This window comes from Chryseotalea sp. WA131a (assembly GCA_025370075.1).
In the GTDB taxonomy this organism is placed as follows: Bacteria; Bacteroidota; Bacteroidia; order Cytophagales; family Cyclobacteriaceae; genus ELB16-189.
This window is the reverse complement of the sequence record CP073016.1, coordinates 2,833,465-2,859,050: the sequence shown is the minus strand read 5'-3', so window position 1 is coordinate 2,859,050 and position 25,586 is coordinate 2,833,465. Positions and strand designations below refer to the sequence as shown.

The window sequence follows — 25,586 nt, the reverse complement described above, 5'->3', positions numbered from 1 at the left end:
GTAATGCCTTGGCGGGGGAAAGGCAAGAGGTAAAACTGGGCCTGCCCAAACGAAGCGACTGTCTAACCGAACAGTTACGCAAGGGCAACGCACTATCCGTTGCAAGTCCGTCCGCACACAAATCCAGCACAGTTCGGGATTTCCACTTCTATCGTTGGCCGATGCCAGTACCTAACTTCTCAGTTGATCCAAAATTTTCAATCTTAAAAAAATGCAAGCCATCTCTCACATCAAATCCGCCCCAATATCCCACCGATAATAAATGCCATCCCAATTAATTTTTTCAGCGAGTGCGTAGGCATTGGTCTGTGCTTCTTTCAATGTTTTTCCTCTTCCAGTAATGCCCAGCACACGGCCGCCATCTGTCAGCACTTCGTTGTTTTGTGTTTTTGTTCCTGCGTGGAAAACCAACGCCTTGGTATCCGCAGCTAAACCATCGATTACTTTTCCCTTTTCATATTCGTCAGGGTAGCCATCTGAAGCAAGCACAATGGTGAGCGCATATTCTGGATTAACTTCAATTTTTTTTCCCCTCAACTTTCCTTGGGCACACGCACACAACAATTCCAAAAAATCACTTTTAATGCGCGCCATCACCGATTGCGTTTCAGGGTCGCCCATTCGAGTGTTGTATTCGATTACAAACGGTTCGCCTGTTACGCCTGCCTGTCCGGCAGGCAGGTTCATTAAACCAATAAAAATAAATCCTTTGAAAGGAATTTTTTCGTTCTTTAATCCGGCAATGGTTGGCTTGATTACTTTCTCTTCTACTTTCTTTAAGAAGGCTGCATCCGCAAAGGGCACAGGTGAAACAGAACCCATGCCGCCCGTATTAGGCCCCGTGTCGCCATCGCCAATACGCTTGTAATCTTTTGCTTCAGGTAAAACAACATAGTCTTCACCATCGGTTAACACAAAAACCGAAAGCTCAATGCCATCCAAAAATTCTTCCACCAACACTTTGGCACTGGCATCACCAAATTTTTTGCCTTCCAGCATTTCGCGCATGGTTGCTTGTGCCTCTTGCAAATCAGAGGTGATAATCACACCCTTACCAGCTGCCAAGCCATCGGCCTTTAAAACCAGCGGGGGCTTGCACGTTTTCAGATATTCAATTGCCTCCGTCAACTGGTGTGCATAAAAAGTTTTTGCTTGAGCGGTAGGCACACCATTGCGCAACATAAATTGCTTCGAAAAATCTTTACTGCCTTCTAGTTGTGCGCCCATCTTTCCGGGGCCAACCAATGGAATTCCCTTTAACTCAGGTTGTGATTCAAAATAATCGCGAATGCCTTTGACCAATGGAACCTCGGGGCCTACTACTATTAAGTCAATTATATTTTGAACACAAAATTTACCAATCGTTTCAAAATCATCAACGGCCATCTTTACATTTTCAGCTACCAAACTTGTTCCGGCATTTCCTGGGGCAACAAATAGCCGTTCACATTTCGGGCTTTGTTTAATTTTCCAAGCAAGCGCATGTTCACGCCCACCGCTGCCTAATAAAAGTATGTTCATAAAAACGAAATGGTAAATATAATCAGGGAAGGCCAATAAAAAAGGCGGGTAGTAAACCACCCGCCCCACTGCAATAATTCTTCTGCTCTTTAATTTGCGTACTCGCTCAAAAACTTGATGCGCATGAGGCGCACGTCATCTTCTGAATAGTCACTGAGATTGGCCATCGCCTCTTCAATACTATCTGTTTCGGAATTCAAGAAATAATCATAGATCTCTTCTTGGCGATTTTCGTCCAACACTTCATCTATGTAGTAGTCAATGGTAAGCTTCGTACCTGAGTAAATAATATTTTCCATCTCGGTCAACAATTCTTCAAAGCTCAATGCTTTAGAAGAAGCAATCTCTTCCAAATCTACCTTGCGGTCAATTTGCTGGATGATGAAAATTTTTATTTTCGATTTATTGACCGAAGACTTAACTACGACCTCCGAAGCGGTTTCGATACCATTGTCATCAACATACTTCTGGATCACCTCCAAGAACTCTTTTCCAAATTTATTTACCTTGCCCATGCCGACACCGTTTACTGAAGCCAACTCTTCTTTGTTGGTCGGGTAGGTAGTGGCCATCTCCTCTAAAGACGGGTCTTGAAAAATAACGTAGGGTGGTAAATCCTTTTCTTTGGCCATCTTCTTTCGAAGGGCTTTCAGCAACTCAAACAATTTTACATCGTACGATTTTGAATTGATGATTACGCGCTCGGATGATTCTTCGTCTTCGCCATCAGAAGTAAAGTCGTGATCGCGAGCCAACTCAATGGAGTGTGATTTCTTTAAGAATGCCTCTCCTTTTTTGCTAATCTTTAAAACACCAATATTCTCTATGTCTTTTTCCAAGTATTGATAGATCAATGCCTGGCGTATCACGCTCTTCCAAAAATCTTCGCTTTCCGTATCGCCTTTTCCATAAATAGCCAAATCAAAATGGCCGTAACTTTTTACATACTCATCTTCAACCCCGCGTATTACATTTACTAAGTGAGCCAAGCCGAAGCGCTCGTCTGTTTGCTTCACCGATTCAATGGCAATGCGCACAAAATCCATTCCTTCAAAACGCTCGCGTGGATGAAGACAGTTATCGCAAGCTCCGCAATTTTTTTCCATGTACTCTTCACCAAAGTAATGAAGCAATTGCTTTCTGCGGCACACCGGGCTCTCCGCATAAAACTCCATCTCTTGCAACAGCACCCGTGCATTCTCTCGCTCTTGCACCGATTTGTCTTTGTTGAATTTCTCCAGCTTATTCAAATCGTTGTGACTGTAAAACATCAAACAAACGCCTTCCAATCCATCGCGGCCACCTCTTCCCGTTTCTTGATAATATCCTTCAAGCGATTTTGGTACATCGTAATGCACCACAAAACGCACATCTGGTTTATCGATGCCCATACCAAATGCAATGGTGGCTGTAATGATGTCTACCTCCTCATTTAAAAAGTCATCTTGGTTTTTCATGCGCACATCCGGATCTAATCCCGCATGATAAGGAGCTGCTTTAAAACCATTCACGTTCAACAGTTGTGCAATCTCTTCCACTTTTTTCCGGCTAAGGCAATAGATAATTCCTGACTTGCCTTTGTGTTCTTTTAAAAATCGAATGAGCTGCTTCTTTGTTTCTTTCTTCGGGCGAACTTCATAGTACAGATTCTTGCGATTAAAGGAAGACATGAATACGTCCGCATCCTCCATCTGCAAGTTCTTCTGAATATCCATTTGCACTTTGGGCGTGGCGGTAGCCGTAAGTGCGATTACTGACTTATCACCCAATTGACCAATCATCGTCTTTATTTTACGATACTCGGGGCGGAAATCATGACCCCATTCAGAAATACAGTGCGCTTCGTCAATGGCAATGAACGAAACATTTACCTTCTGCAAAAATTCAATGTTCTCTTCTTTGTTCAACGACTCAGGTGCCACGTATAACAACTTCACCAATCCACTCACACAATCTTTTTTTAGTTTGGTAATTTCTCCCTTGCTAAGGGTAGAGTTGAGGAAGCGCGCATTGACACCATACGCATTCATTTGATCCACTTGATTTTTCATCAATGCGATGAGGGGAGAAATAACAATGGCAAGGCCATCTTTGATCATGGCAGGTAATTGATAACAAAGCGATTTGCCTGCACCAGTAGGCATAATAACGAAAGTATTTCTGCCACTTAGAATATTGCGAATAACGGGTTCTTGATTTCCCCTGAAATTTCCATAACCAAATATTTCTTTGAGTTTGGCTTTTAACACATCTTTCTCTTCTGCAACAATCATACAATAGGTATCTTAAATTCTGATGTCTTTCTAAAAAGGAATTGAATATAGTATAAAAACTTCAATTAACCACCAAGTTTTTATGAGGATTTTTTTAACATAGCAAATCGTGCTTATGGAGGCTTCAGGGTGATTTGAGCGAAAAATGTTTTACAGTCTGGTAACGATTGCAGCGCTTCCGTTTTATAAATACCGAAAGAGTTTCCTAAATTCGTAACTTTAATTTTTTATAGACTGGCGGGATGAATCCAAATCTTTATGTGGTGTTAATGGCAGGCGGTGTAGGCACTCGCTTTTGGCCATACAGTAGAAACGCAAGACCCAAACAATTCTTAGATGTTGTGGGCACAGGCAAAACTCTTATACAATCGACTTACGATCGGTTTAAAGCCATCTGCCCTCCGGAGAATATTTTTGTGGTGACTCACGAAGAGCACAAGATACTCACGAAAGAACAACTTCCAGAATTGGGCGATGCGCAAATTTTGGCCGAGCCAATGCGCAAAAACACAGCCCCTTGCATTTTGTATGCGAGCCACAAAATCTACAAGCTTAATAAAGATGCCATTATTGTAGTTGCGCCTTCTGATCATTTGATTTTAAATGAATCTGACTTTCAACAGACGATATTAAAATCGGTAGAGCAAGCCAAGTCGCAAGACAAACTGATAACACTTGGCATAAAGCCCACACGGCCCGAAACAGGCTATGGCTATATTCAGTTTATTGATACCAAGAGTCTATTGAAAAAAGTAAAGACCTTTACTGAAAAACCAGAAGTTACCTTGGCCAACAAATTTTTAGAGAGTGGAGACTTTGTGTGGAACGCAGGTATTTTTATTTGGGGTGTGAAGGCGATCTTACAAAGTTTTACCAAGTACTTGCCCGAGATGAATGAAATCTTTGAAGAAGTAGCCGATAAAATTGGCACAAGCGAAGAGAAAGAGGCGATTCAATCCGCCTATTCACAGGTAAAAAATATTTCCATCGATTATGCCATCATGGAAAAAGCCGATAACGTGTATGTATGGCTGAGTTCTTTTGCATGGTCTGATTTAGGTTCGTGGCTTTCGCTGTATGAGCATTCTGCAAAAGATAGCATGAACAACGTAATCGATGTGGAGGCCCTCACCTACGAAACCAGAAACTCGATCATCAAAGGAGACAAAGGAAAACTGGTGGTGACACAAGGTTTGAACGGGTACCTAGTAGGCGCGTTTGGCAATGTGGTGATCGTTTGTGAAAAAGAGAAAGAAGACCTTTTTCGAAAATTTGTGAACGACCTGAAGAGCAAACCAAACAGTAGCGATTACTTGTAGTCTCTCTGTCTGATTTTTTCTCAAAAACAACGATGCGAGCAGTTTATTAAGATCCAATTTCGTCCTACTTGCTGAACAATGTTGAAAGTTATAATCCACGCAACAAAAAATACAAAGCGTCTGCAGCTAAACCCAAAGCGCTTTGGGTGGCTCAGTAAGACCGACCGCGGCCAAAAATTCCTCGGTGGGGTTACAGTAAATTGAAGGTTAGAAAATAGTAGCCGCCTTGATTAATCAGCGTCCATGATATGATCTTACTATTTTTTTTATTAAACCAGATTGTACCTAGTGGATAATTCTCGCTATCTTTTCTATAGTAAAAACCTCATTGGAAATATCACCTAGTTCGCCAATAAAGGGTTTACGTATTTTATGAATTGGTGAGTATAGACGTAAAGGTTTTGCATCAAGGTTTTCAAACCCCACTAAATCAATATACTTATCAAATTGAATTGAATTTTTTTGAACAGGTTAAAAGTAGAGTTTTTTTAATTTTAACCTAACAAAACAGTCAAATGAAAAAGATGAGCTTTACCGAGGCCCAGATTATTGGGATACTCAACGAACAGTCACAGCAAGATCAGAAGGTTTCCGAAGTGTGCCGCAAACACGGCATCAGTGAAGCCACGTTTTACAACTGGCGAAGGAAGTATGCCGGTATGAAGGTGGACGAACTCAAACGGCTTAAGGAGCTTGAGTATGAAAACTCTCGACTGAAAAAGATTGTGGCCAACCAAAGTTTAGAGATCGATGCCATTAAAGATTTGCTCACAAAAAAGTTTTAGCGCCTGATCAAAAAGAACACGGCTTGGGGTATCTGGCAGGCCACTACCAGATGAGCCATGCTCAGGCGTGTAAGCTGGTGGGATGTTCGCGCACCAAAAAGTATTACCAAAAGCGAATGCCCGCCAAAGATGCCGTAGTAAAAAAAGCGATAGAGGAAGTTATTGGCAGCAGTCGGAAAGGAAGGATGAAAGTGATCAAACTGGTGCAGAAAAAGCACCCCGGGATGGGAGATAGTAAAATTCGCAGGGTGTATGAGAACGAAAGTTTTTCGTTGAGCAAAAAGCCACGTAAGCGTATCAAGGACAATCCTTCTAATCCTATCTCTATTCCATTAAAAGCCAACCAGGAATGGGCGATGGACTTTATGAGCGATGCGCTGAGCAATGGGCGAAGGATTAGAACACTTAACATTGTCGATCATTTCAATCGACAGTGCAAAGGCATTGAGGTCGATTTCAACTTACCAGCTCGAAGGGTGATTGAAATAGTGGAGTTGGCTATTGAACGTTATGGTAAACCGCTTAAGGTCCGTACTGACAATGGCCCAGAGTTTCGCTCCAAACGGTTTCAGTTGTGGATGCAAAACAACCATATAGAATGGGGCCGCATACAGAAAGGAAAGCCACAGCAGAACGCCATCATTGAGCGGTTCAACAAAACGTACCGTGAAGATGTACTGGATGCGAATCTATTTCACTCTATTGAACAAGCCAATGAAGTAACTGCTAAATGGGTCGATGATTACAATCATGAAAGGCCACATCAATCGCTCAACTATCAAACCCCGATGGCTTATGCAGCGTAAGGTTTTCTTAAGGCATAAAGCTCTTGGAATGATCCAAAAGAAAAGCCCTGCGCTTCCGGCAGGGCTTGACCATTCCAGTCGGTTGAACGTAACCCTGGCAGGTTGCTCCTCAGCAGAGCCCGCTTCCGTTTCAGTTCAACTATGCAAAATTCAAAACAGTAATCTATATTTACAACCTGTCAAAATTCTCAGCCATTTACCAAAAACTTAATGCAAAAAATTATATGGACAGAATAATTAAAGTAACTATAAACATATTGATACTACTCCTATCTCTGATAATGATTTATTCATTGGTAGAAATTGTATTGATCACTTTGAGAACAATAATTATTAAAAATGAAATAATTAACTTTCTAGAACCTAAAATTGATAAAGCTAATTTATTTATTTCAACAGTACAAGGTCTAATTGCTGCTGTTTTATTAATTACAATTCTAATTGAGGTAATTGAATCATTAAGGGAATACAAACAAAAAAATAGTATTAATTACATAAATGTAATTATTGAAATTGCTATTGTTGCTGTGGTTAGACATATTTTTATAATGGATTTCGAACATATAAATGGATTTGAATTTTGATTTGAGAGAGCTGAGGCTATGATTTTTTTACTAAATCCGCTGCAGCATTTCTCCCCTATGTGCATCTAGCTTCAGCAGGATAAAAAGCAAAATAGTAAAGCCCCAAAGTGAAGAGCCTCCATAACTAAAGAATGGAAGTGGGATGCCAACTACCGGAAACAATCCAATCGTCATAGCAATGTTGATGGCAAAGTGAAAAAATAAAATACACGCCACACTGTAACCATAAACTCTAGCAAACCTATTTTTCTGCCGCTCGGCAATAAACGTTACACGCAAGAGCAATGCTACAAACAAGCCAATCACTGCCAAACTTCCAAGCCAACCAAATTCTTCGCCAATGGTGCAAAAAATAAAATCAGTGCTTTGCTTAGGAACGAAATCAAACTTTGTTTGTGTGCCTTTTAAAAATCCTTTGCCAGCAAAGCTACCGCTACCGATGGCGATTTTAGATTGCGTTACATTCCACCCCGTACCCAGCGGATCGATGTCAGGATCTACCAGTACCATAATTCTATTTCGCTGGTGGGGCTTCAACACATCTTTCACCACATAGTCAACACTTTCTATAACCCCTGCAATTATGAGAGCGCCAATGGTTACGATGGCGATTCGCTTAAACTTTTTTTTGCCCAAGTAGATAACAACGAGCAAGATAACGGCAATGGCGGCATGCAAGTAAAGCGGGTTGGGCACCAGCAGTGTGATGATGAAAATAAAAGCAGCACAAATTCCAACAATCAACAAAAAGGGCGACATACCCTCGCGATAGAAAACCAACACAAAAGAAGTAAATACCAAAGCCGTGCCCGTATCTTTTTGTAGTTGGATCAATACCATGGGCAACCCAATCAGTGCAAACAATACTGCTTGGTTTCGAAGGTTATCCATTTTAAAACCAACCGACCCCGCAAACTTGGCCACGGCAAGGGCTGTAATGAATTTAGCAAACTCAGAAGGCTGCACACCAAACGACCCAATACCGATCCACGCCTTGTTTCCACCCACCTCTTTCCCAATGATGGGCACCAAAATCAGCATGAATAAAATGAGGCCATAAAAGAGATACGCAAAAGTTTCGTAAAAGCGCATGTCAACAATGATGATGGCCGCAACAATTACCACAGCTGCGAGAATAAACATCATCTGCCTTCCTGAACTCAACGATAAATCCCAAATGGATTGATTCGCGGTTTCATCATAAATGGCTGCATAAATGTTGAGCCAGCCGAGCAACACCAAAGCCATGTACAACAAAACAGTTGTCCAATCTAAACTGCCCGATATGTCATCGTCTCTTCTCAATGTGGTCAGTCTAAAAATTTGCCGGCTAATACATAATCTTCTATGTATTGCCTTTTGGTCTTACCGTTTAGATATTTTTCAATCATCAAGCTGGCGATAGAAGCAGCCGCGCGGCCACCTTGGCCTGCATCTTCTACATACACCGCTATCGCTATTTTAGGATTATCGCGTGGAGCGAAGGCTATGAATACAGCATGAGCGGGAAGTGGGTCGTTCTGAACGGTTCCGGTTTTTCCGCAGACGATGATGTCGGGCAACCTGGCTCGAACGCCTGTACCTGCTTCTACCACATTTTGCATGGCATCCACGGCAATTTTAAAATAAGATGAATCAATGGTGGTATAGTGACGAACCAAGTATTGGGGCAACGGCTTCTTATCTTTCCCAATTGCTTTTACAATGTGTGGTGTATAATAAAATCCGCGATTGGCAATGGTGGCCGCAAAATTGGCCATCTGCAATGGCACAACTAAATTTTCTCCTTCACCGATGGCAATGGAATAGATGTTTGAAAATTTCCAGGGACGATTGCTGTAGGCACGATCGTAGTAGGCAGGTGTTGGAATCAAGCCACCCTTTTCATTTGGCAAGTCAATGCCCAACTGACTTCCAAAACCAAAACTATTGATATGTTTATTCCATTCGGCCAATCCAACACGTGTGTCAGAGAAGGGGTCGTTGGTTACGCCTTTGTTCAACATTTTTCGTAACACATTAAAGAAATATGGGTTGCATGAATTGGTAATGGCGCCTCTCAAATCTTGATTATCGTGTCCCGCATGGCATCCAATCAAAGATTTGTCGCACCTAAATCTGGTTTCGGATGTAACCACACCCTCTTGAAGAGCCGTCATCGCTTGAGCGATTTTGAAAATAGAACCCGGACGATACTGTGCCATCAACGGCCGATTGAAGAGCGGCTTCATGGTATCGGTGCTGATGAACTGAAAATTGCTACTATAATTCTTTCCAGTAAGAAGTTTGGGGTCATACGATGGACCTGAAACCAATGCCAACACTTCGCCTGATGATGGTTCGATGGCGGCAATGCTCCCAGCTTTTCCTTTCATTAAGTACTCACCATATATTTGCAAATCCAAATCAATACCGGTAACTAAATCTTGACCTGGCACAGAAAGCGTATCGTACGAACCGTTTTTGAAAGAACCTTTTTCAATCCCTTTTACATTTCGAAGTTTAAAGCGTATGCCGCGCTGACCACGAAGCTGCTCTTCATAAAATGCTTCGATGCCGCTTTGCCCTACATAATCGCCTTGCTTATAAATTTTCGACTTGTCTTCTTCTAATTTTGTTTTGCTGATTTCACTTACATACCCTAAGGCATTAGCAATGGCATTCGTGGTGTAAGCGCGTGTGGTTCTGGCTTCAATGTAAAAGCCAGGGAATTCATCCATGTAATCCTGTGCCCTTGCAAAATCTTCGTTTGAAAGTTGATCAATAAAAAGCATGGGCTTGACGGGTGTAAAGTCTTTGTCTTTACTTTTCTTCATCTCCCTAAACCGCTTGAATTTCTTTCTTAATTCTTCGGTGGTAATTCCAAACACTTGGCAAAATTTTGCAGTGTCCAAGTTCTTTACATCCTTGTACACCACCATTAAATCATATTCGGGTGTGTTATAAACAATCAACTTGCCTTGTCGGTCGGTTATCAATCCCCGAAAGGGATATTCTACTTGGCGAAGTATAGCATTGCTATCGGCCAGCTCAGCGTATTTGCTATCTAAAACTTGAATAAAAAATAATTTGATGAGGAAAATAATCCCCACCAACACAAAAACGATTTGCAGTATTTCACGCCTCCCTTCGTTCATCTTCTTCTGTCAAGTGAAAGGTACTGCAAAATTAGTGCAACCGTAAGGGTAAACAAAAGGCTCATCATCACTTTCAACATGGTGTACCAAAAAAATTGAAAGCCCGCAGCCTCTACAAAGAAAACAATAAAGTGATGAGCAAACACCAGCGGAATGGAGTACACCAAAAACCACTGAAGCCCGTAGGCGGCCAACGAAGGTTGAATACCAATATCGTATCCACCTTGCGGTGTAATGGTAGATAGCCAATAGTTGCGAACATACCCAACAAACACCAAGGACAGCGCATGCAAACCCAGGCTGTCATAAAAAATGTCGATGAAAAAACCAGTTACGAACCCGATGAGCATAAGCCAAAGATTGTTAAACTCAATCGGCAGCAATAAAATGAAGAAGATATACAAAAAGCAAAAAGCGGTATTGAACAGCACCAAATTTTTAAACAACAGCACTTGTACCAGCACATAGCCAAAAAAAGCAAGGAATGATAAAATGGCAGTACGCGTCATTTGGGTGCTCCTATGGTTTTTAGTTCTAGCGAATCTTTCTCGTGCTTCAAATTGCTCTTGATTACCTCGACAAAAGCCAACTTGCCAAAATCTTGTGCCACGGCAACCTTGATGGTATGAAACTGTGCCTCTTCATTTAGCTTTACATCTTTTACAACACCAATCAAAACACCTTCTGGGAAAATGGCATTGTAACCAGAGGTAACAATGGTATCACCTACTTCTAATTGCACATGCCTCGGAATGTACTTTAAATCTATGATGCGGGCATCAGTGCCATCCCATTGCACAGTGCCAAAGTGACCCGTCCGTTTTATTTTACTGGATACTTGGTTATCGATGTTCAATAAAGAAATCAACACGGCATAATGCTCTGATACGGATTTTACTTTGCCCACCACACCCGCATAGCTGATCGCAGCCATGCCAGGTTCTAATCCATTTGATTTGCCTTTATCGATGGTGATAAAATTTTTATAGTTGCGGGTGGTGTTGTTAATCACTTTTGCACTCAAGTAATCAAACCGATTGATGATGGCGGTGTCTATTATTTCACGAAGATCCAATTGACTCAACATTTGATTGCGCTGGTCTACTTTTTTGCGGAGCGCTGCATTCTCACCAGCCAGTGCCTGATTGATGTCTCGCAAAGAAAAGTACTCACGAATATTTTGCGAGGTGCTGATAATGGATGCCACAACGCTATTGGAGGTATTGAAGTATTTGGTGCTTTGGTATTGATTGTTCTCGATTACCAACCAAGTGCACAATGATTCCAGAAACAAAAAAATGAAAAAAGCCCTGTATGCGTAAATGAAATGAAAGAGCTGCTGCATGGACTAGTATGGGTGTTGATAGCTATTCATATTAGTTGACAATTGACAAAACACAGTTGACAAAATTCGGAGCAATTGTCAACTACCAATTGTCAATTGCCTATTTTCAAAACTAGGTCATCAAAACCTTGCGGTAATGATTTATGTTTTTCAAAGCTGCCCCGGTTCCACGCACCACCGCACGCAAAGGGTCTTCGGCCACGTGTATGGGCAGTTTGGTCTTCAGTGACAATCGTTTGTCCAATCCGCGCAACATGGCCCCGCCACCTGTCAAATAAATTCCTTGTTCGTAAATATCGGCTGACAACTCGGGCGGGGAAAGCTCCAGGGCCTTCAATACTGCTTCCTCCAATTTTGAAATGGACTTATCTAACGCAAAGGCAACTTCTGAATAAGAAATCTTGATTGTTTTGGGAATGCCTGTCATCAAATCGCGACCGCGGATTTCGTAATCATCAGGGCCGTCATCTAATTCTGTCAATGCAGAGCCCACTTCAATTTTCACGCGCTCGGCCGAACGTTCGCCAATCAACAGATTGTGTTGTCTGCGCATGTAGTCCAAAATATCCCTGTTAAAGGTATCGCCTGCAATCCGAATCGATTGGTCGCACACAATCCCCGAAAGGGCAATCACAGCAATGTCAGTCGTTCCACCACCAATGTCTACAATCATGTTGCCCACAGGCTGCTCAATGTCGATGCCTATACCAATGGCAGCGGCAATCGGCTCGTGAATCATGTACACCTCTTTGGCATTAGCATGTTCTGCCGAGTCGCGCACGGCACGTTTTTCCACCTCGGTAATGGCCGAAGGAATGCAAATCACCATTCTTAATGATGGCGGAAAAAACCGCCTACCCGTGTCAATCAACTTAATCATACCGCGAATCATCATTTCGGCCGCATGGAAGTCGGCAATCACTCCTTCTTTCAGCGGACGGATGGTTTTGATGTTGTCGTGGGTCTTTTCGTGCATCTGCATGGCTTCGCGACCGATGGCCAGCACTTTGTTGGTAGTTTTGTCGATGGCGATGATGCTCGGTTCATCTACCACTACTTTGTCTTTATGGATAATCAGCGTATTGGCTGTGCCCAAGTCAATTGCTATATCTTGGGTGAAAAAATCAAAAAGTGCCATTCGGTTGCCTTGTCAAGTAAAAGTGGACAATAAAATTAGGCACGAAATTAAAGAAATAATTGCGTGAATTTTTAAGATAGTTTGCCTAAAAACTTACAAGCTAGTGTTTGAAGTGGCGAAAGCCAGTGAACACCATGCTCATGCCATGTTGGTCACAATAATTGATGGAGTCTTGGTCTTTGATAGAGCCACCCGGTTGAATCACCGACTGAATGCCGTATTGGTTCGCAATCTCCACGCAATCTGGAAAAGGGAAGAACGCATCCGATGCCATTACCGCACCTTCTAACGTAAACCCGAACGTGCCCGCTTTCTCAATGGCTTGGCGCAACGCGTCTACTCGACTGGTTTGACCCACTCCGCTTGACAACATTTGACCATCTATCGCCAAAATGATGGTGTTTGACTTGGTGTGCTTGCAAATCTTGCTGGCAAAGAGTAGGGCATTGACCTGCGATGGTGTGGGGGCAACTTTGGTCACCGTCTTCAAGTCTTCCTTGCTGTCGGTTTTAAAGTCAACATCTTGCTCAATCACACCGTTCAGCAAGCTCTTAAACTGCTTGGTCGCCTTCAATAAGTGATTTTGCTTTAATAAGATGCGGTTCTTCTTGGTTTTTAAAAGCTCCAATGCGGCCGGTTCATAGCCTGGCGCAATCAAAATCTCAAAAAACAACTTATTGATTTCTTCGGCTGCTGCCAAATCGATGGTTTGATTTGTGGCCAACACACCGCCAAAGGCTGAAACCGTATCGGCTTGAAAGGCTTTTAGGTACGCTTCCTTTACGGATGGGCCTATTGCCACGCCACAAGCATTGGTATGTTTGATAATGACAAATGCCTTCTCACCTTCAAACTCTTGCACTAAATTAACTGCGGCATCTACATCCACTAAGTTGTTGTATGAAAGTTCTTTGCCGTTAAGTTTTTCAAACAACTTCCCTAAGTCACCATAGTAAATTCCTTTTTGGTGAGGGTTTTCGCCATAGCGTAAAATGTGCCCCTGCTGATGGCTGCTTTTAAAGCTGGTGATTTGCGCATCGTGATTGAAATAGGAAAAAATAGCAGAATCGTAATGCGAGGTAACATCAAATGCCAAAGCAGCAAAATGCTTGCGGTCGGTTAATTCACTCGAAACGTTTTTGCTTTTCAACAACTCAAGCAACTCGGGGTATTGGTTGCGTGAGGCCACAATCAACACATCGGCAAAATTTTTGGCAGCCGCCCGAATAAGCGAAATGCCACCAATGTCAATTTTCTCAATGATGTCATCTTCGCTACCACCCTTTGCCACGGTTTCTTCAAACGGGTACAAATCCACTATTACCAAATCGATGGGATTGATATTGAACTCTGCCGCTTGTTTTACATCGCCCGCCTCTTCCCTTCTAAACAAAATCCCACCAAATACTGCAGGGTGCAATGTTTTTACCCGACCACCAAAGATGGATGGATAGCTCGTCAATTTTTCAACAGGCGTAACTTTATAGCCAAGCTTTTCAATAAACTCTTGTGTGCCACCGGTAGAAACAAATTCTACATTTTGCTTCGCCAATAAGTGGATAATGGGTTCGAGGTTGTCTTTGTAAAAAACAGAGATGAGGGCTCTCGAAATCTTTTTAGTCATACGTTCAATTTGAAGATTTGAAAATTAGCTAATTTGAAAATGATCGATGTTATGTAGAACATTGAGTTGAGCTCAATTGGAAATATTCAAATTTTCAAATTGAATCATTTTCAAATTAACTTAGACCATGCAAAAAATCCCTTTCCTCCATCGCCTCGACTTCAATGCTAAAGTCATCGGCATCTAAGTAAGCAGGGAAGCGGTCGCGGTAGGCTTGCAGCGCATTGGCGCTAAGCTCAATAGTCTTTACAGCTTCTGCACCTTCTACCGAAAAAATAGAATCGCCTTTAAAGCCAATCACAGACGACTGGCCATTGTATTCAACTCCATTGCCATCATTACCAACACGGTTTACACCTACCACATAACTTAAGTTTTCAATGGCGCGTGCCCGGAGCAGTACCTCCCACGCATTTGCCCGCACCTGCGGCCAGTTGGCCACGTATATCAACAAATCGTAGGAGAGTTTTTTTAGGGACGGATTCCATCTATTTCTGCCCCAGACAGGGAAGCGTAAATCGTAGCATATCAATGGGCAAATCCGCCAGCCTTTCCAGTGGCCTATCAACAAACTTTCACCCGATGAAAACACGTGCTGCTCTTCGGCCATGCGAAAAAGGTGCCTTTTGTCATAGGTTTTAAAGTTGCCGCCCGGTTCCATCCACAGCAATCGGTTGAAGTGGCGGTCGTGTACGTTGGCGATAAAGCTGCCCAAAATGAGTGCGCCCGTTTGGTCGGCCATTTGGCGCATCCACTTAAAAGTGCGCAGGTTCATCATTTCGGCTAGGCGATGGGCGTGCATGCTAAAGCCCGTGGTAAACATCTCGGGCAACACAATCACATCGGTTTGTTGCCCAATTTGCCAGATTTTCTCTTCAAACATGGCCAAATTGGCCGTGGGGTCTTCCCAATGCAGGTCAGACTGGATGAGCGTAACTTTTAAATCTTGCATAGTGGCTGCGAAACGGAGTGCAAAGAAAACATATTAATTTGAAAATGAGAGGAAGGTGCTATTTGAAAAGTTTTGAAGGTTTTGATAAGGTTGAATTAAGGTAATAGGCAAAATTTACCTTGGCTGTCCAACGTTCGGTATCAAAAACTGCTCATACTTACAAAAGAATCCAATTTTATGAAAGCTAAACACTCATTCCTATTCGTGTTTTTGTGTTACGCCATAACCATTTCCTGTGATACGCTTGAAGTGGACAAGGCGGAACCAAACGTTAGTATCAATAACGAAGCGATTATTGCGTTCATTAATAACTCCCGCTTCATCGATTTGTCTTCAGTCGTAAAAGCAAATCGGTCGGTAACTTTTAGCATAAACACATCTACAAAAAATGGTGAGCTTGCTGATTTGGGGAACGGTCTTCTGCAATACAGACCAAACACTGGTACGAAAAAGGCAAGAGACTCATTTTCTTTCTCAATCATCGCTAATAATCAAGCTCTAAAAACAGATAGTATTGGAATTATCATCGAGAACGATTCAACCAAATTACCCTGCCTTTTTGCTAAGGATGATTATGTTTTTGGCGTCACATCATCCGTTTTGATTGATGTGGCAAGCAATGATCTTTACTGTAACCGTGCTTTTTCAATTTCTGTATTCCAGCCTAATGGCAATTATCCGCCAAGGCAAGGCTCGGCCAAGGTTGTTAATAACAAGATTGAATACATACCAAATTCAACTTTTGCTAATGACAGCATTATTTATAAGCTATCGATTGACAATGACTTTACGTTTGGGATTGTTTACCTTAGGAGAAATGGCAAATGTGCTCCTTTGGCACGAAACGATCAATTTGAGTTCAGCAGCAATGTTGGGAAGGCAGCTCTAAAAGTGTTGGCAAATGACCAACTCTGTGCAGATGCTGCCACCTCACTTAGCTTGTTCAGGATGCCAAAATTTGGAAGCGTGAAAATCGATTCCAATAAGTATGTTTCGTATGTTTTCCCTCCTTCCGCTGGAAATGGTTTCGTTGACTCCCTAACCTATCAACTTTGTTTGAGCGGAAAGTGTGTTTCAGCGACTGTGGCGGTTTCTATCAAAAGTGATGTCGCTTGTGCCTTACGCGCAGTGGAGGATTTCTTTGACCTCTCGGGTAATAACATACCCCTTATGCAATTAGATGTTCTCAATAACGACATCCTTTGTGGAAAGCCAATCGACTCATTCACCATTGTAACAAGTCCGCAGTTAGGTACTGCTAATATCAATACCATAAATAATAGCCAATTCATTTCGTACCAGAGACCTTCGAGCTCGTTTAAAAGCGACAGCCTTGTATACCGAATTTGCCAAGGCTCAACTTGCGGCAATGGAAAAGTAAGAATAAAGCTATCGAATTGAGGCAGTAGATGCTAAACTTCGAACACCTTGTCAATCAGTGCATCAAGGGCCATTCCAAGGCACAGCGACAGCTGTACGACCTATTGAAACCAAAATTGATGGGTTTATGCAGGCGCTATGCACCCGACCGTGCAGGCGCGCAGGATTGTTTACAAGAAGCTTTTATCAAAATTTTTAACAACCTGCCCCAACTTTCCGAGGCTACCAAATTAGAGCCGTGGGCCAAAGCCATTACCGTGCGGGTGTGCATTTCCCACTTTCACCGATGGCAAAAAAGTGAGATCGTTCGGTTAGAGACTGATAATATTTCTGAAACGAGTATCGGCATAGAGGGTCACCATCTGGAAGCACAGCAGCTCGTTGAAATCATAGACACTCTTCCGCTGGGTTGTAAAATGGTATTCAATCTTTACGAGATAGAAGGTTACAAGCATAGCGAAATTGCAGAGTTGATGGGAATATCTGTTGGCTCATCTAGATCACAACTAAACTACGCCAAAGAATTGTTGAAAAAAAAGTTAAACAAAATGGCATCCATTTCTTATGAAAAATCTGCCTGAAGAAAATTGGTTGGCAAATGCAAAAGAAAAATTGGCTAACTATCATGATGTACCAGACGAAAGCGTTTGGCATGGCATCGAAACACAATTGCCAAGACGGAGCAACCGTAAAGCCGCTTTTTTGGCAATAAGTGCAATTATTGGTTTGTCTATTTTAGTAGGCCGGTATCTGCATCACCAGAATGAAGCTGTGACTCTGAAACCGCTTGCTCCAAACAACTTAGTTGACAGCCATGCGCAATATGCCGATCGGCATCCATTGCCACCAATGTCATCCAGTCAAGCCAAAGAATATGTTAAAGCACAAAGTTTTGACTCAAAAAAAAGTATGAAAAAAACTCCGCTCGTTAACGAAGCGAACGATTTCACACTTATATCATCTAAAAATTTGGATAGTTATAACCATCCATTGCCAGAAAGCATCAAAACATCAGATTTTTCTCTAACAGAAGTAAGCAAACCTGATTCAGCTTCGCAAGTCTTAATAGCTTTGGATACCACCAGAAAAGTGAAAGCTGTTAAGGAGGAGTCTAAAGAGAAGCCAAAGCGAATCAAAACCCTGCGTGGCTTTGCATTCTTCTCTCCTTCCTTATCTTTTTATCGAGTAGAAGCATCGCCTGCCGACAATATGACAATCGACAGACTGAATTCACCTTCACTCATTTCCACTCAACGCCTTGGCTTTGGGATTTCAAGTGGGATTGAGCTATCGATTGGCAAAAAAATCGATTTGTACAGTGGTGCCACGATTTATTACCAAAGTCAAATTCTTAGCTATCGAGCTTTGTCGAACACTGAATTAACTTTTGAAAAGCAGAATGCGAGCACGTATTTAATTTCGCCCACAATGAAAAACGAGGGCATCGAATACAAGATGTTAAACGTGGGAATTCGGCTAGGAGCTTTGTATTTATTGACGGAGGGCAAAATGAAACACAAAATGGGCGGTGGATTGCTTTTTGAAAGCGGTCTTCTCAATAGCCCTAGAGCTCCTTACACGAATAGCGGTTCCTTCTATGGAGGATATGAGATTTTATATCGCATTGAAGTGGAGTCATTAAATGGCTATCAGTTTTTTGTGCAACCATTTTTTCATTACACGCTAATGTCAAACGAGCGATTAGACATTCCAATAAATGTATACCCATATCGCGCAGGTATTTCGTTTGGCATTTCGAAACTTTTTTAAGCCACCGCCTCCATCAAAAAATCATTCAACGGCTTTAATGCCTTGCAGCAATCAGCTACTTTCTTAGCAAATTTTTTATCAGCCACTTCTTTGTCGGTAAAATAATGCGAGACAATAAAACTTTTATGTTTTAGTATGTCCAACTGCGGATGGTCTTTGGCGTAGCCCTTGGGTGCAGTTTTCAGTTTGTCAAAATCATCCAGCCCTTTGGGGAAAGTGGCTTTGAATTTTTTATTGTTTAAGATTTTAGTGAAAGCGGCTGCATTATAATCAATCTCTTGGCGGATTTTGGCCAGCTTCTCAGCATCGGGCATGTAAAAACCACCTGCCACAAAACTTTGGTTGTTGGGTTGTAAGTGAATGTAATAGCCTGCCTCCTGTTCCATTTTGCCATGAGCAGAAAAGCCTGCTCCCATGTTTATTTTATACGGGCTTTTGTCTTTGCTGAAGCGCACATCGCGGTAAATGCGGAAACCCAACTTGCGCGGATTGAGCGTGGCCAAGCTTTCATCAAACTTCAATAGCTCTTGGTGAAGTGCTTCCAAAAAATCTTCAAACGTTACTTTGACTTCCAGGTATTTTGGTTTGTTTTTTTCAAACCACTCGCGGTTGTTGTTTTTTGCAATTGCTTTTAAAAACTTGAGTATGGATTCCATATTAAATCACCTATTTTATTCAGTTAAAGTTACCTAAATTAAATTTACATTTATAAAAAAAACAAAATGAGGGCAATCGTATTTTTTCTACTACTAATTGGTCATTTGTCAATCTATGGCCAAACCAAATTCTCCGTGAAAGAGGGTGAAATCGATTTTACCTCCAACGCCAAGCTTGAGTTGATCAAGGCTCAGTCGAAAAATTTACAAGGTGTTATTAATTCGGCCAACAATCAATTTGCTTTTCTGGTTAAGGTACAATCTTTCGAAGGGTTTAACAGCAAGTTGCAGAAAGACCACTTTAATGAAAAGTACATGGAGACCGATAAGTACTATGATGCTACCTTCACAGGAAAAATTGTGGAGACAATAGACTTTACAAAAGATGGTGAGTACGATGTAAAAGCAAACGGAAACTTAACCATTCATGGAAAAAAGCAGCCGCGGATAATTCCAGCAAAAATAAAAATAGAAAAAGGTACGCTTACGGTCAACTCAAATTTCACCATTGCTTTGGCCGATCATGACATTAAAATACCCGAAATCGTAAGTACAAAAATAGCAACGGAGATTTATGTGAAATTAAATTTAGTGATGGTGGCCAAATAAGTTTAGATAAATTCCAAAATTTTCTCCAACCCAATTCCCCTCGAAGCCTTAATTAAAATAGTAGCATTCTGAATGGGGAATTTTTTAAGATCATCGATCAGTAAATCTTTCGTTTCAAAATAGCGGGCTTCAGGAAACTCTTCTTTCGCAAATAGGCAAAGTTTTCCACACAGATAAACCGCGTCAAGCTTTTTAGATTTTAATAATTTTCCCAATTGCCGGTGCTCCGCTTCAGCCTCGTCTTCAAGCTCAAACATGTCACCCACCATCGCTACTTTTTTAATGGCGTGCATGGTTGCCAAATTTTCGATGGCCGCCTGCATCGAACTGGGGTTCGCATTGTAAGCGTCTAAAATGATTGTGTTGCTCCCCTTTTCAATTTTCTGCGAGCGCATATTGCCCGGCACATAGTCGGCCACCGCTTGGTTAGCATCCGTATCTTGCACACCAAAGTATTTTCCGATGCACAATGCCACGGCAATATTTTCAAAATTATAACTGCCCACCAATTGGATGGTTACTTCATCTCCATTTGCGGCCCTGATTTTTACAAATGGATCTGCACTGATTAATTCACAATGGTAGTAATCGCTTTTGGCTGGATAAAAAATCGGTTCTTTAATTCGCTTGGCCATGTTGGCCAAAATTGGGTTTTGCGAGTTGATGAAAACTTTACCATTGGCATTAATCAAGTGTTGGTACAATTCCGATTTTCCGCGGATAATATTTTCAAATCCACCAAAAGTGCCAATGTGTGCCTTGCCAATGTTGGTGATAAATCCATAGTTCGGTTTTGAAATCGAACTCAAACTTGCAATTTCTCCTACGTGGTTAGCACCCATTTCAATTACGGCTATCTCGTATGTATTGTCAATCGACAAAATGGAAAGAGGAACACCAATGTGGTTATTTAAATTTCCTTTGGTGGCAAAGGTTTTAAATTTTCTGCTCAGCACGGCACTCACCAATTCTTTGCTGGTGGTTTTTCCGTTTGATCCCGTAAGGCCAATGACCGGAATTTTTAATTGATCGCGGTGATGGGCAGCCAATTGTTGTAGCGCTTGCAACGAGTCTTCGACTAAAATAATGCGGTCACCTTTGGCAAAGGCAGCATTATCTACCACCGCATAGCTCGCTCCTTTTTGCAAGGCCTCTTCCGCGAAAGCGTTGGCATTGTACGTGGGGCCTTTAAGAGCAAAGAAAATAGAACCGGGTATGATTTGGCGGGTGTCGGTAGAGACTTTGCCGGATTGAAGATAGAGTTGGTAGAGCTGAGGGATGTCCATAAAAATTTCCTAAAGCTAGAAAATCAATTTTTATTTTACCGATAATCGTATTTATACAGTGTTTGTTTGCACAACTTTGTAGTATAATTTTTGATTGATAAAATCGTTAGCAATCCAATGGTGCGGTTGATTTTCCTATTCCTTTTTATTGCTACCCTTGCCAAGGGTCAGTTCACCTATACCATCGATCAATCCATTCCTGTTGAAGTCAATGGAACAACCCTTGCCATGCCGTGGGCAGGTGGGCTCAACGCGGCTCAAGTCAATGCCATGGATTTGAATGGTGACAACAAACAAGACCTCGTAATCTTTGAGCGCACCACCAACCAAGTGTTAACCTATTTGAATCAAAACAATCAATACGTTTATTCCCCTTCTTACGAATCGTTGTTTCCTTCTTCGATCAATCAATGGCTTTTGCTGCGTGATTTTAACTGCGATGGCAAAAAGGATATCTTCACCAGCGATCCATTTGGCTTAGTGGCATTTGTCAATACCACCAAGCCTGGGCAGCCACCTAGTTGGAGGCCATTTAACATCGACAAAACTTCCGGTACTCCGCTCCCGATTTTAACACAAGGCTTTATTAGCAACATCAACTTAAAAATCAACATCGATGATATTCCTGCCATTGACGACATCGATGGGGATGGGGATTTGGATATCTTGAACACTAACTTCGCTTCTAGTTTTGGCACAGTAGAGTGGCACACCAACCTTTCGATTGAAAATTCCGGTAGGTGCGACTCGCTACAATTCAAACGCATTACGCAAAATTGGGGAGGCTTTTCGGAATGCACCTGTGGTAAAATTTCCTTTCAGGGTGGCAAAACCTGCGCTGAACTTTTATCAGGCGGACGAACACAGCACTCGGGCGGCAAAGCAATACTTACCATTGACCTCAACAACGATGGCGCCCGCGATCTTTTCTTTTCCGAACAATCATGCACTAATTTATACTTACTCAGCAACACGGGCACACGCGATAATCCGTTGATGAGCAGTTTCAGTCCCTTTCCAGCAAGCTCGCCTTTGCTCATGCCATTTTATCCTGTGCCTTTTATGGAGGATTTAACGTTTGATGGATTATCCGATTTGGTGGTAACACCTAATTTAAGTTTTCGAAACTCCCCAACGATCGACTTTAAGCAATCACTTTATCTATTTAAAAATTCCGGTACAGCCACCAGTCCACAATTCACCTTTTCAAAAACCAATTTTTTGCAAGGCGATATGATTGATGTGGGCGATAATAGTGTGCCCGCTTTTTTTGATATGGATGGCGATGGCGATTTGGATTTGCTGGTAAGCAACAACACTCGGCCCTCGTTACCCGCTACGGTGGCGCAATATGAAAACATAGGCACCAATCAATTGCCCTCTTTCAAATTGATTACTGAAGATTATTTCTTTCTCTCTTCGCTCAATTACAGTAATATCAAAATTCAGTTTGCCGATGTAAATGCAGATGGCAAAACCGATTTGGCTTTCACGGCCAATACCAACCGAAACAACGCAACGGCTACCCTGTTCTACATTGCCAATTCCGCACAAGACCGATTCACCGTTACTGACCCAAATCTAAAGACAACCCAATTTAGAATTGGTGTCTCTGAAAATTTATTGCTTGTAGATGTAGATCAAAACGGCTTGCTCGATGTCTTAGTAGGGAACGACACCGGTGGAATTGAATATTATAAAAACAACGGCCCTGCAGGTTCTTTTAATTATGCATTAACCAAGTCTGACTTTTTGGGTGTGGGCAACAGTACCGATCGTCAAAATTTGGCCATGGCCGCAGCTGATTTTGATGCCGATGGGTTTTCGGATTTAGCAGTCGCGAACCAACGTGGTGAACTATCGATCTACACAGACTTTCGGGCACAGAATAGTTCTATCAACCCAGTGACACAATTGGTTTATAATGATGTAACCAAAAGCTACCAAAGCAGAAACTTTGGCGCCAGCTGTTGGCCAACGGCCGCCAATCTTTTCAATAGCGACCGTCCGGCAATCATCGTTGGGAATACCCGGGGCGGACTGTATGTATTGAAAAATGATGAAGGAAAAGAACTTCCTCCTGAGCCAGAAATTACTATCTATCCCAACCCTGTGACACTAACTAACAACGAAACCCTAAAAATTTTAAGCGACCGCAACGTGCAAGTTCAGTTTTACAATTTGCTCGGTCAGCGAATGGGCGATGTCCACTTTGTGCCGGGCAATCAAACTTACACAGTTGATGCCGGGAATCTCTCAACCGGTATGTACATCGCGCGGTTTACTTGGAAGGGGAAAGTGTATGGGAAGAAGTTTGTGGTTAGATAATTTACCATTGGTTTATGAAACAGATTCTTTTAATTCTTGCACTAACTTTTTTTGTCGGACTTCAAACTGAAGCATGCACCTGCGGAGTAGAAGCAATTGAAAAAGTTAGGCAAAGAAGTATTGAACAGAGTGATTTGATATTTATAGCAAGAGTTATTTTTACTGATACAATAAATGGTTATTTTATTTTAAGGATATCCAAGGTTTTCAAAGGAATAGTTAAAGGGAAAATAGAAGCATCTATCGCTGTAGACTCAATGGGTAACTTATCAAGTTGTGGATTCTGGCCAAGTCCATATTGGGGCAAAAAATTTATAATTATGCAACCGGGTTGAAGGATCAAAGAGAATTTACATTGACCAATGCTCTGCCAGTAGAAGCACTACACATCCGAATGCTCATCTTTCGTATCAAGCCAATCGATTAAATGACCGAAAACAATTGAATCAAGCCAAGGCAGATCTAAAAGAAGAAATTGCAATCTTAGAAAGCTTTATCACACATTAAATTAATATTCATTGACGTAATTCTTTCTGGCGAAAGGAATTTTACATTTTGTAGATTGCGCGTTTCAAAGTCAACATGACACGTATAGCCTTTATCTTCGACATGGATGGTGTGATCATCCACAGCAACCCCTATCATAAAATTGCCCTTCATCAGTTTTGTGAAAAATATGGTTATCACCTTACGGAAGATGAACTGCGCAACCGCATTTATGGCCGCACCAACAAACAATGGATCACGAATCTGTTTGGTCGGACATTATCGCCCGAAGAATTGCATTTCTATGCCGAAGAAAAAGAAGCCCTATTTCGTGAATTGATGAAAGATGACATGAAGCCGTTGCCGGGCTTGCCCACTTTTCTAGACAAACTGAACGAATATAAATTCGCACGGGCCATCGGCACCTCTGCTCCCAAAAGCAATGTTGACTTTGTGATGAGCAAAACAAATTTAGGCGACTACTTCTCTACTATATTAGATGACAGCTTTGTTGAAAACGGAAAGCCCCACCCCGAAATTTATTTAAAGTGTGCGGCTGCCCTCAACTTTGCACCCGAAAACTGCATTGTCTTTGAAGATTCTCTTTCTGGTGTTGCTTCAGGCAAGGCCGCGGGTGCAAAAGTGGTAGGCGTGGCCACCACGCATACACATCAAGAATTAGCAGGTACAGATTTTGTGATTGATGATTTTCAGGGGCTGGATCCAATGGAATTAGCCAATAAGATTTTCAAATAGGCGAGCTCAAGTGCTGGTTCAAATCGTGTTATTTTCCTTCAAAAAGGCAGTATTCTGCCATTACCCTGTTAAGAAATGCCTCAAAGGCCATCATTTTCTCTAAATATCACCGATTATTTAAAAACCGAACTTGGATAAGTGAGTGGCTTTTACCGATATTTGCAGTCCCTTTTCAAAAAGGGCTTTAAAACTATATTTTTATGGCAAGGGTTTGTGAACTTACTGGAAAAAGGACGCGCGTAGGGAACAACGTGTCGCACGCTAACAACAAAACAAAGCGTAAATTTTACCCTAATCTTCAAGTGAAGCGCTTTTATATTCCTGAAGAAGGCAAGTGGATTACTTTAAAAGTTTCTACCAAGGCTCTCAAAACCATCAACATGAAAGGTATTTCAGCCGTTATCAAAGAATCGAAAGAGAAAGGCCTTTACACCGCATAACAATCTAACATTGCAATAGCATGGCACGGAATAAAAACAGAATACAGGTAATTTTAGAGTGCACCGAGCACAAGACCAGCGGCATGCCCGGCATGAGCCGCTACATTACCACCAAAAACCGCAAAAACACTACGGAGCGTATCGAGTTAAAAAAATACAACCCGGTATTGAAAAAAGTAACGTTACACAAAGAAATTAAATAACCCATGGCAAAGAAAGTAGTTGCATCGCTTAAGAAAACAGACGGTAAGAACTATGCAAAGGTGATCCGCGCTGTGAAGTCTGACAAAACAGGGGCTTACATTTTCAAATCTGAAATCGTGACAACTGATTTGGTGAAAGAAACATTGGCCAAAAAATAAGGCTCAGAATGCTATCAAATGAAAGTCCC

The 25,586-nt window shown here is 41.9% G+C and carries 25 protein-coding genes; 14 read left to right on the top strand and 11 right to left on the bottom strand.

Annotated features, from left to right (window positions below):
• Positions 1-225: 225 nt before the first annotated feature.
• Together purD and recQ are read right to left on the bottom strand one after the other, a co-directional pair.
• On the bottom strand, positions 226-1,521 hold the full coding sequence (gene purD, locus KA713_13065) for a phosphoribosylamine--glycine ligase (GenBank protein ID UXE65405.1): 1,296 nt from the start codon (positions 1,519-1,521) through the stop codon (positions 226-228).
• Positions 1,522-1,610: 89 nt separating this feature from the next.
• Positions 1,611-3,791, bottom strand: coding sequence for a DNA helicase RecQ (recQ, locus tag KA713_13060; GenBank protein UXE69125.1), 2,181 nt, complete (start codon positions 3,789-3,791; stop codon positions 1,611-1,613).
• A gap of 245 nt (positions 3,792-4,036) precedes the next feature.
• Between recQ and KA713_13055 the strand changes: the two genes are divergently transcribed.
• The 4 genes from KA713_13055 (at position 4,037) to KA713_13040 (ending at position 7,288) form a co-directional block, all read left to right on the top strand.
• Positions 4,037-5,113, top strand: a complete 1,077-nt coding sequence (locus KA713_13055; protein UXE65404.1) for a mannose-1-phosphate guanylyltransferase — start codon at positions 4,037-4,039, stop codon at positions 5,111-5,113.
• A gap of 515 nt (positions 5,114-5,628) precedes the next feature.
• Positions 5,629-5,898 carry a transposase gene (locus tag KA713_13050; protein ID UXE65403.1) on the top strand — a complete coding sequence of 90 codons (270 nt, stop codon included), beginning with the start codon at positions 5,629-5,631 and terminating at the stop codon, positions 5,896-5,898.
• Positions 5,899-5,921: 23 nt separating this feature from the next.
• The gene (locus KA713_13045; GenBank protein UXE65402.1) at positions 5,922-6,704 is read left to right on the top strand and encodes an IS3 family transposase; all 783 of its coding nucleotides are present in this window, start codon (positions 5,922-5,924) and stop codon (positions 6,702-6,704) included.
• A 224-nt stretch (positions 6,705-6,928) separates the two neighbouring features.
• On the top strand, positions 6,929-7,288 hold the full coding sequence (locus KA713_13040; GenBank protein ID UXE65401.1) for a phosphate-starvation-inducible PsiE family protein: 360 nt from the start codon (positions 6,929-6,931) through the stop codon (positions 7,286-7,288).
• Positions 7,289-7,318: 30 nt separating this feature from the next.
• Here the strand turns inward: KA713_13040 and rodA are convergent, their stop codons facing one another.
• From rodA to KA713_13005, 7 genes are all read right to left on the bottom strand, one after another.
• Positions 7,319-8,593 carry a rod shape-determining protein RodA gene (gene rodA / locus KA713_13035; protein UXE65400.1) on the bottom strand — a complete coding sequence of 425 codons (1,275 nt, stop codon included), beginning with the start codon at positions 8,591-8,593 and terminating at the stop codon, positions 7,319-7,321.
• Between the two features lie 5 nt (positions 8,594-8,598).
• Positions 8,599-10,425, bottom strand: a complete 1,827-nt coding sequence (locus tag KA713_13030) for a peptidoglycan glycosyltransferase (protein UXE65399.1) — start codon at positions 10,423-10,425, stop codon at positions 8,599-8,601.
• Entirely contained in the window at positions 10,422-10,805 is a 384-nt protein-coding gene (locus KA713_13025) for a Rod shape-determining protein MreD (protein UXE69124.1), read from the bottom strand. The genes KA713_13030 and KA713_13025 overlap by 4 nt, the downstream gene beginning before the upstream one ends.
• A gap of 125 nt (positions 10,806-10,930) precedes the next feature.
• Positions 10,931-11,770 carry a rod shape-determining protein MreC gene (gene mreC / locus KA713_13020; protein UXE65398.1) on the bottom strand — a complete coding sequence of 280 codons (840 nt, stop codon included), beginning with the start codon at positions 11,768-11,770 and terminating at the stop codon, positions 10,931-10,933.
• A 112-nt stretch (positions 11,771-11,882) separates the two neighbouring features.
• Positions 11,883-12,908 (bottom strand): rod shape-determining protein, encoded by a 1,026-nt coding sequence (locus KA713_13015; GenBank protein UXE65397.1) that lies wholly within the window; start codon positions 12,906-12,908, stop codon positions 11,883-11,885.
• Positions 12,909-13,008: 100 nt separating this feature from the next.
• Positions 13,009-14,532: a bifunctional phosphoribosylaminoimidazolecarboxamide formyltransferase/IMP cyclohydrolase gene (purH, locus tag KA713_13010; GenBank protein ID UXE65396.1), complete on the bottom strand. Its 1,524-nt coding sequence runs from the start codon at positions 14,530-14,532 to the stop codon at positions 13,009-13,011.
• 115 nt (positions 14,533-14,647) lie between these two features.
• Positions 14,648-15,484, bottom strand: a complete 837-nt coding sequence (locus KA713_13005; GenBank protein ID UXE65395.1) for an amidohydrolase — start codon at positions 15,482-15,484, stop codon at positions 14,648-14,650.
• Positions 15,485-15,661: 177 nt separating this feature from the next.
• On the opposite strand from KA713_13005, the gene KA713_13000 reads away from it, so the two are divergent.
• Genes KA713_13000 through KA713_12990 form a run of 3 tightly spaced genes read left to right on the top strand, consistent with a single transcriptional unit; the run spans position 15,662 to position 18,634 of the window.
• The gene (locus KA713_13000; protein ID UXE65394.1) at positions 15,662-16,885 is read left to right on the top strand and encodes a hypothetical protein; all 1,224 of its coding nucleotides are present in this window, start codon (positions 15,662-15,664) and stop codon (positions 16,883-16,885) included.
• 8 nt (positions 16,886-16,893) lie between these two features.
• On the top strand, positions 16,894-17,445 hold the full coding sequence (locus tag KA713_12995; protein ID UXE65393.1) for an RNA polymerase sigma factor: 552 nt from the start codon (positions 16,894-16,896) through the stop codon (positions 17,443-17,445).
• Positions 17,429-18,634, top strand: coding sequence for a hypothetical protein (locus tag KA713_12990; protein UXE65392.1), 1,206 nt, complete (start codon positions 17,429-17,431; stop codon positions 18,632-18,634). The genes KA713_12995 and KA713_12990 overlap by 17 nt, the downstream gene beginning before the upstream one ends.
• Here the strand turns inward: KA713_12990 and KA713_12985 are convergent.
• Positions 18,631-19,290, bottom strand: coding sequence for a DUF2461 domain-containing protein (locus KA713_12985; protein UXE65391.1), 660 nt, complete (start codon positions 19,288-19,290; stop codon positions 18,631-18,633). The two genes, KA713_12990 and KA713_12985, sit on opposite strands and share 4 nt — an antisense overlap.
• Before the next feature lie 66 nt (positions 19,291-19,356).
• On the opposite strand from KA713_12985, the gene KA713_12980 reads away from it, so the two are divergent.
• Positions 19,357-19,899: a YceI family protein gene (locus KA713_12980; protein UXE65390.1), complete on the top strand. Its 543-nt coding sequence runs from the start codon at positions 19,357-19,359 to the stop codon at positions 19,897-19,899.
• A gap of 2 nt (positions 19,900-19,901) precedes the next feature.
• Here the strand turns inward: KA713_12980 and KA713_12975 are convergent, their stop codons facing one another.
• Positions 19,902-21,185 (bottom strand): UDP-N-acetylmuramoyl-tripeptide--D-alanyl-D-alanine ligase, encoded by a 1,284-nt coding sequence (locus KA713_12975; protein UXE65389.1) that lies wholly within the window; start codon positions 21,183-21,185, stop codon positions 19,902-19,904.
• Between the two features lie 90 nt (positions 21,186-21,275).
• Between KA713_12975 and KA713_12970 the strand changes: the two genes are divergently transcribed.
• The 6 genes from KA713_12970 to KA713_12945 all read left to right on the top strand — a co-directional run bounded on the left by KA713_12970 (position 21,276) and on the right by KA713_12945 (position 25,557).
• The gene (locus KA713_12970) at positions 21,276-23,513 is read left to right on the top strand and encodes a T9SS type A sorting domain-containing protein (protein ID UXE65388.1); all 2,238 of its coding nucleotides are present in this window, start codon (positions 21,276-21,278) and stop codon (positions 23,511-23,513) included.
• A gap of 14 nt (positions 23,514-23,527) precedes the next feature.
• A complete protein-coding gene (locus KA713_12965) occupies positions 23,528-23,848 on the top strand; it encodes a hypothetical protein (GenBank protein ID UXE65387.1) in 321 nt (106 codons plus the stop codon).
• A 247-nt stretch (positions 23,849-24,095) separates the two neighbouring features.
• Positions 24,096-24,755: an HAD family phosphatase gene (locus tag KA713_12960; protein ID UXE65386.1), complete on the top strand. Its 660-nt coding sequence runs from the start codon at positions 24,096-24,098 to the stop codon at positions 24,753-24,755.
• A 200-nt stretch (positions 24,756-24,955) separates the two neighbouring features.
• Positions 24,956-25,195 carry a 50S ribosomal protein L28 gene (locus tag KA713_12955; GenBank protein UXE65385.1) on the top strand — a complete coding sequence of 80 codons (240 nt, stop codon included), beginning with the start codon at positions 24,956-24,958 and terminating at the stop codon, positions 25,193-25,195.
• A 20-nt stretch (positions 25,196-25,215) separates the two neighbouring features.
• Positions 25,216-25,398: a 50S ribosomal protein L33 gene (gene rpmG / locus KA713_12950; GenBank protein ID UXE65384.1), complete on the top strand. Its 183-nt coding sequence runs from the start codon at positions 25,216-25,218 to the stop codon at positions 25,396-25,398.
• 3 nt (positions 25,399-25,401) lie between these two features.
• On the top strand, positions 25,402-25,557 hold the full coding sequence (locus KA713_12945; GenBank protein UXE65383.1) for a DUF4295 domain-containing protein: 156 nt from the start codon (positions 25,402-25,404) through the stop codon (positions 25,555-25,557).
• Positions 25,558-25,586 lie beyond the last annotated feature (29 nt).

Coding starts and splice junctions, on each gene's coding strand:
- purD (UXE65405.1), bottom strand. CDS start 1,521: ATGAACATACTTTTATTAGGCAGCGGTGGGCGTGAACATGCGCTTGCT.
- KA713_12980 (UXE65390.1), top strand. CDS start 19,357: ATGAGGGCAATCGTATTTTTTCTACTACTAATTGGTCATTTGTCAATC.
- KA713_13000 (UXE65394.1), top strand. CDS start 15,662: ATGAAAGCTAAACACTCATTCCTATTCGTGTTTTTGTGTTACGCCATA.
- KA713_12955 (UXE65385.1), top strand. CDS start 24,956: ATGGCAAGGGTTTGTGAACTTACTGGAAAAAGGACGCGCGTAGGGAAC.
- KA713_13055 (UXE65404.1), top strand. CDS start 4,037: ATGAATCCAAATCTTTATGTGGTGTTAATGGCAGGCGGTGTAGGCACT.
- KA713_13040 (UXE65401.1), top strand. CDS start 6,929: ATGGACAGAATAATTAAAGTAACTATAAACATATTGATACTACTCCTA.
- KA713_12995 (UXE65393.1), top strand. CDS start 16,894: ATGCTAAACTTCGAACACCTTGTCAATCAGTGCATCAAGGGCCATTCC.
- KA713_13050 (UXE65403.1), top strand. CDS start 5,629: ATGAAAAAGATGAGCTTTACCGAGGCCCAGATTATTGGGATACTCAAC.
- KA713_12985 (UXE65391.1), bottom strand. CDS start 19,290: ATGGAATCCATACTCAAGTTTTTAAAAGCAATTGCAAAAAACAACAAC.
- KA713_12945 (UXE65383.1), top strand. CDS start 25,402: ATGGCAAAGAAAGTAGTTGCATCGCTTAAGAAAACAGACGGTAAGAAC.
- KA713_13030 (UXE65399.1), bottom strand. CDS start 10,425: ATGAACGAAGGGAGGCGTGAAATACTGCAAATCGTTTTTGTGTTGGTG.
- KA713_13005 (UXE65395.1), bottom strand. CDS start 15,484: ATGCAAGATTTAAAAGTTACGCTCATCCAGTCTGACCTGCATTGGGAA.
- mreC (UXE65398.1), bottom strand. CDS start 11,770: ATGCAGCAGCTCTTTCATTTCATTTACGCATACAGGGCTTTTTTCATT.
- KA713_12975 (UXE65389.1), bottom strand. CDS start 21,185: ATGGACATCCCTCAGCTCTACCAACTCTATCTTCAATCCGGCAAAGTC.
- purH (UXE65396.1), bottom strand. CDS start 14,532: ATGACTAAAAAGATTTCGAGAGCCCTCATCTCTGTTTTTTACAAAGAC.
- KA713_13015 (UXE65397.1), bottom strand. CDS start 12,908: ATGGCACTTTTTGATTTTTTCACCCAAGATATAGCAATTGACTTGGGC.
- KA713_12990 (UXE65392.1), top strand. CDS start 17,429: ATGAAAAATCTGCCTGAAGAAAATTGGTTGGCAAATGCAAAAGAAAAA.
- rpmG (UXE65384.1), top strand. CDS start 25,216: ATGGCACGGAATAAAAACAGAATACAGGTAATTTTAGAGTGCACCGAG.
- KA713_12965 (UXE65387.1), top strand. CDS start 23,528: ATGAAACAGATTCTTTTAATTCTTGCACTAACTTTTTTTGTCGGACTT.
- KA713_12960 (UXE65386.1), top strand. CDS start 24,096: ATGACACGTATAGCCTTTATCTTCGACATGGATGGTGTGATCATCCAC.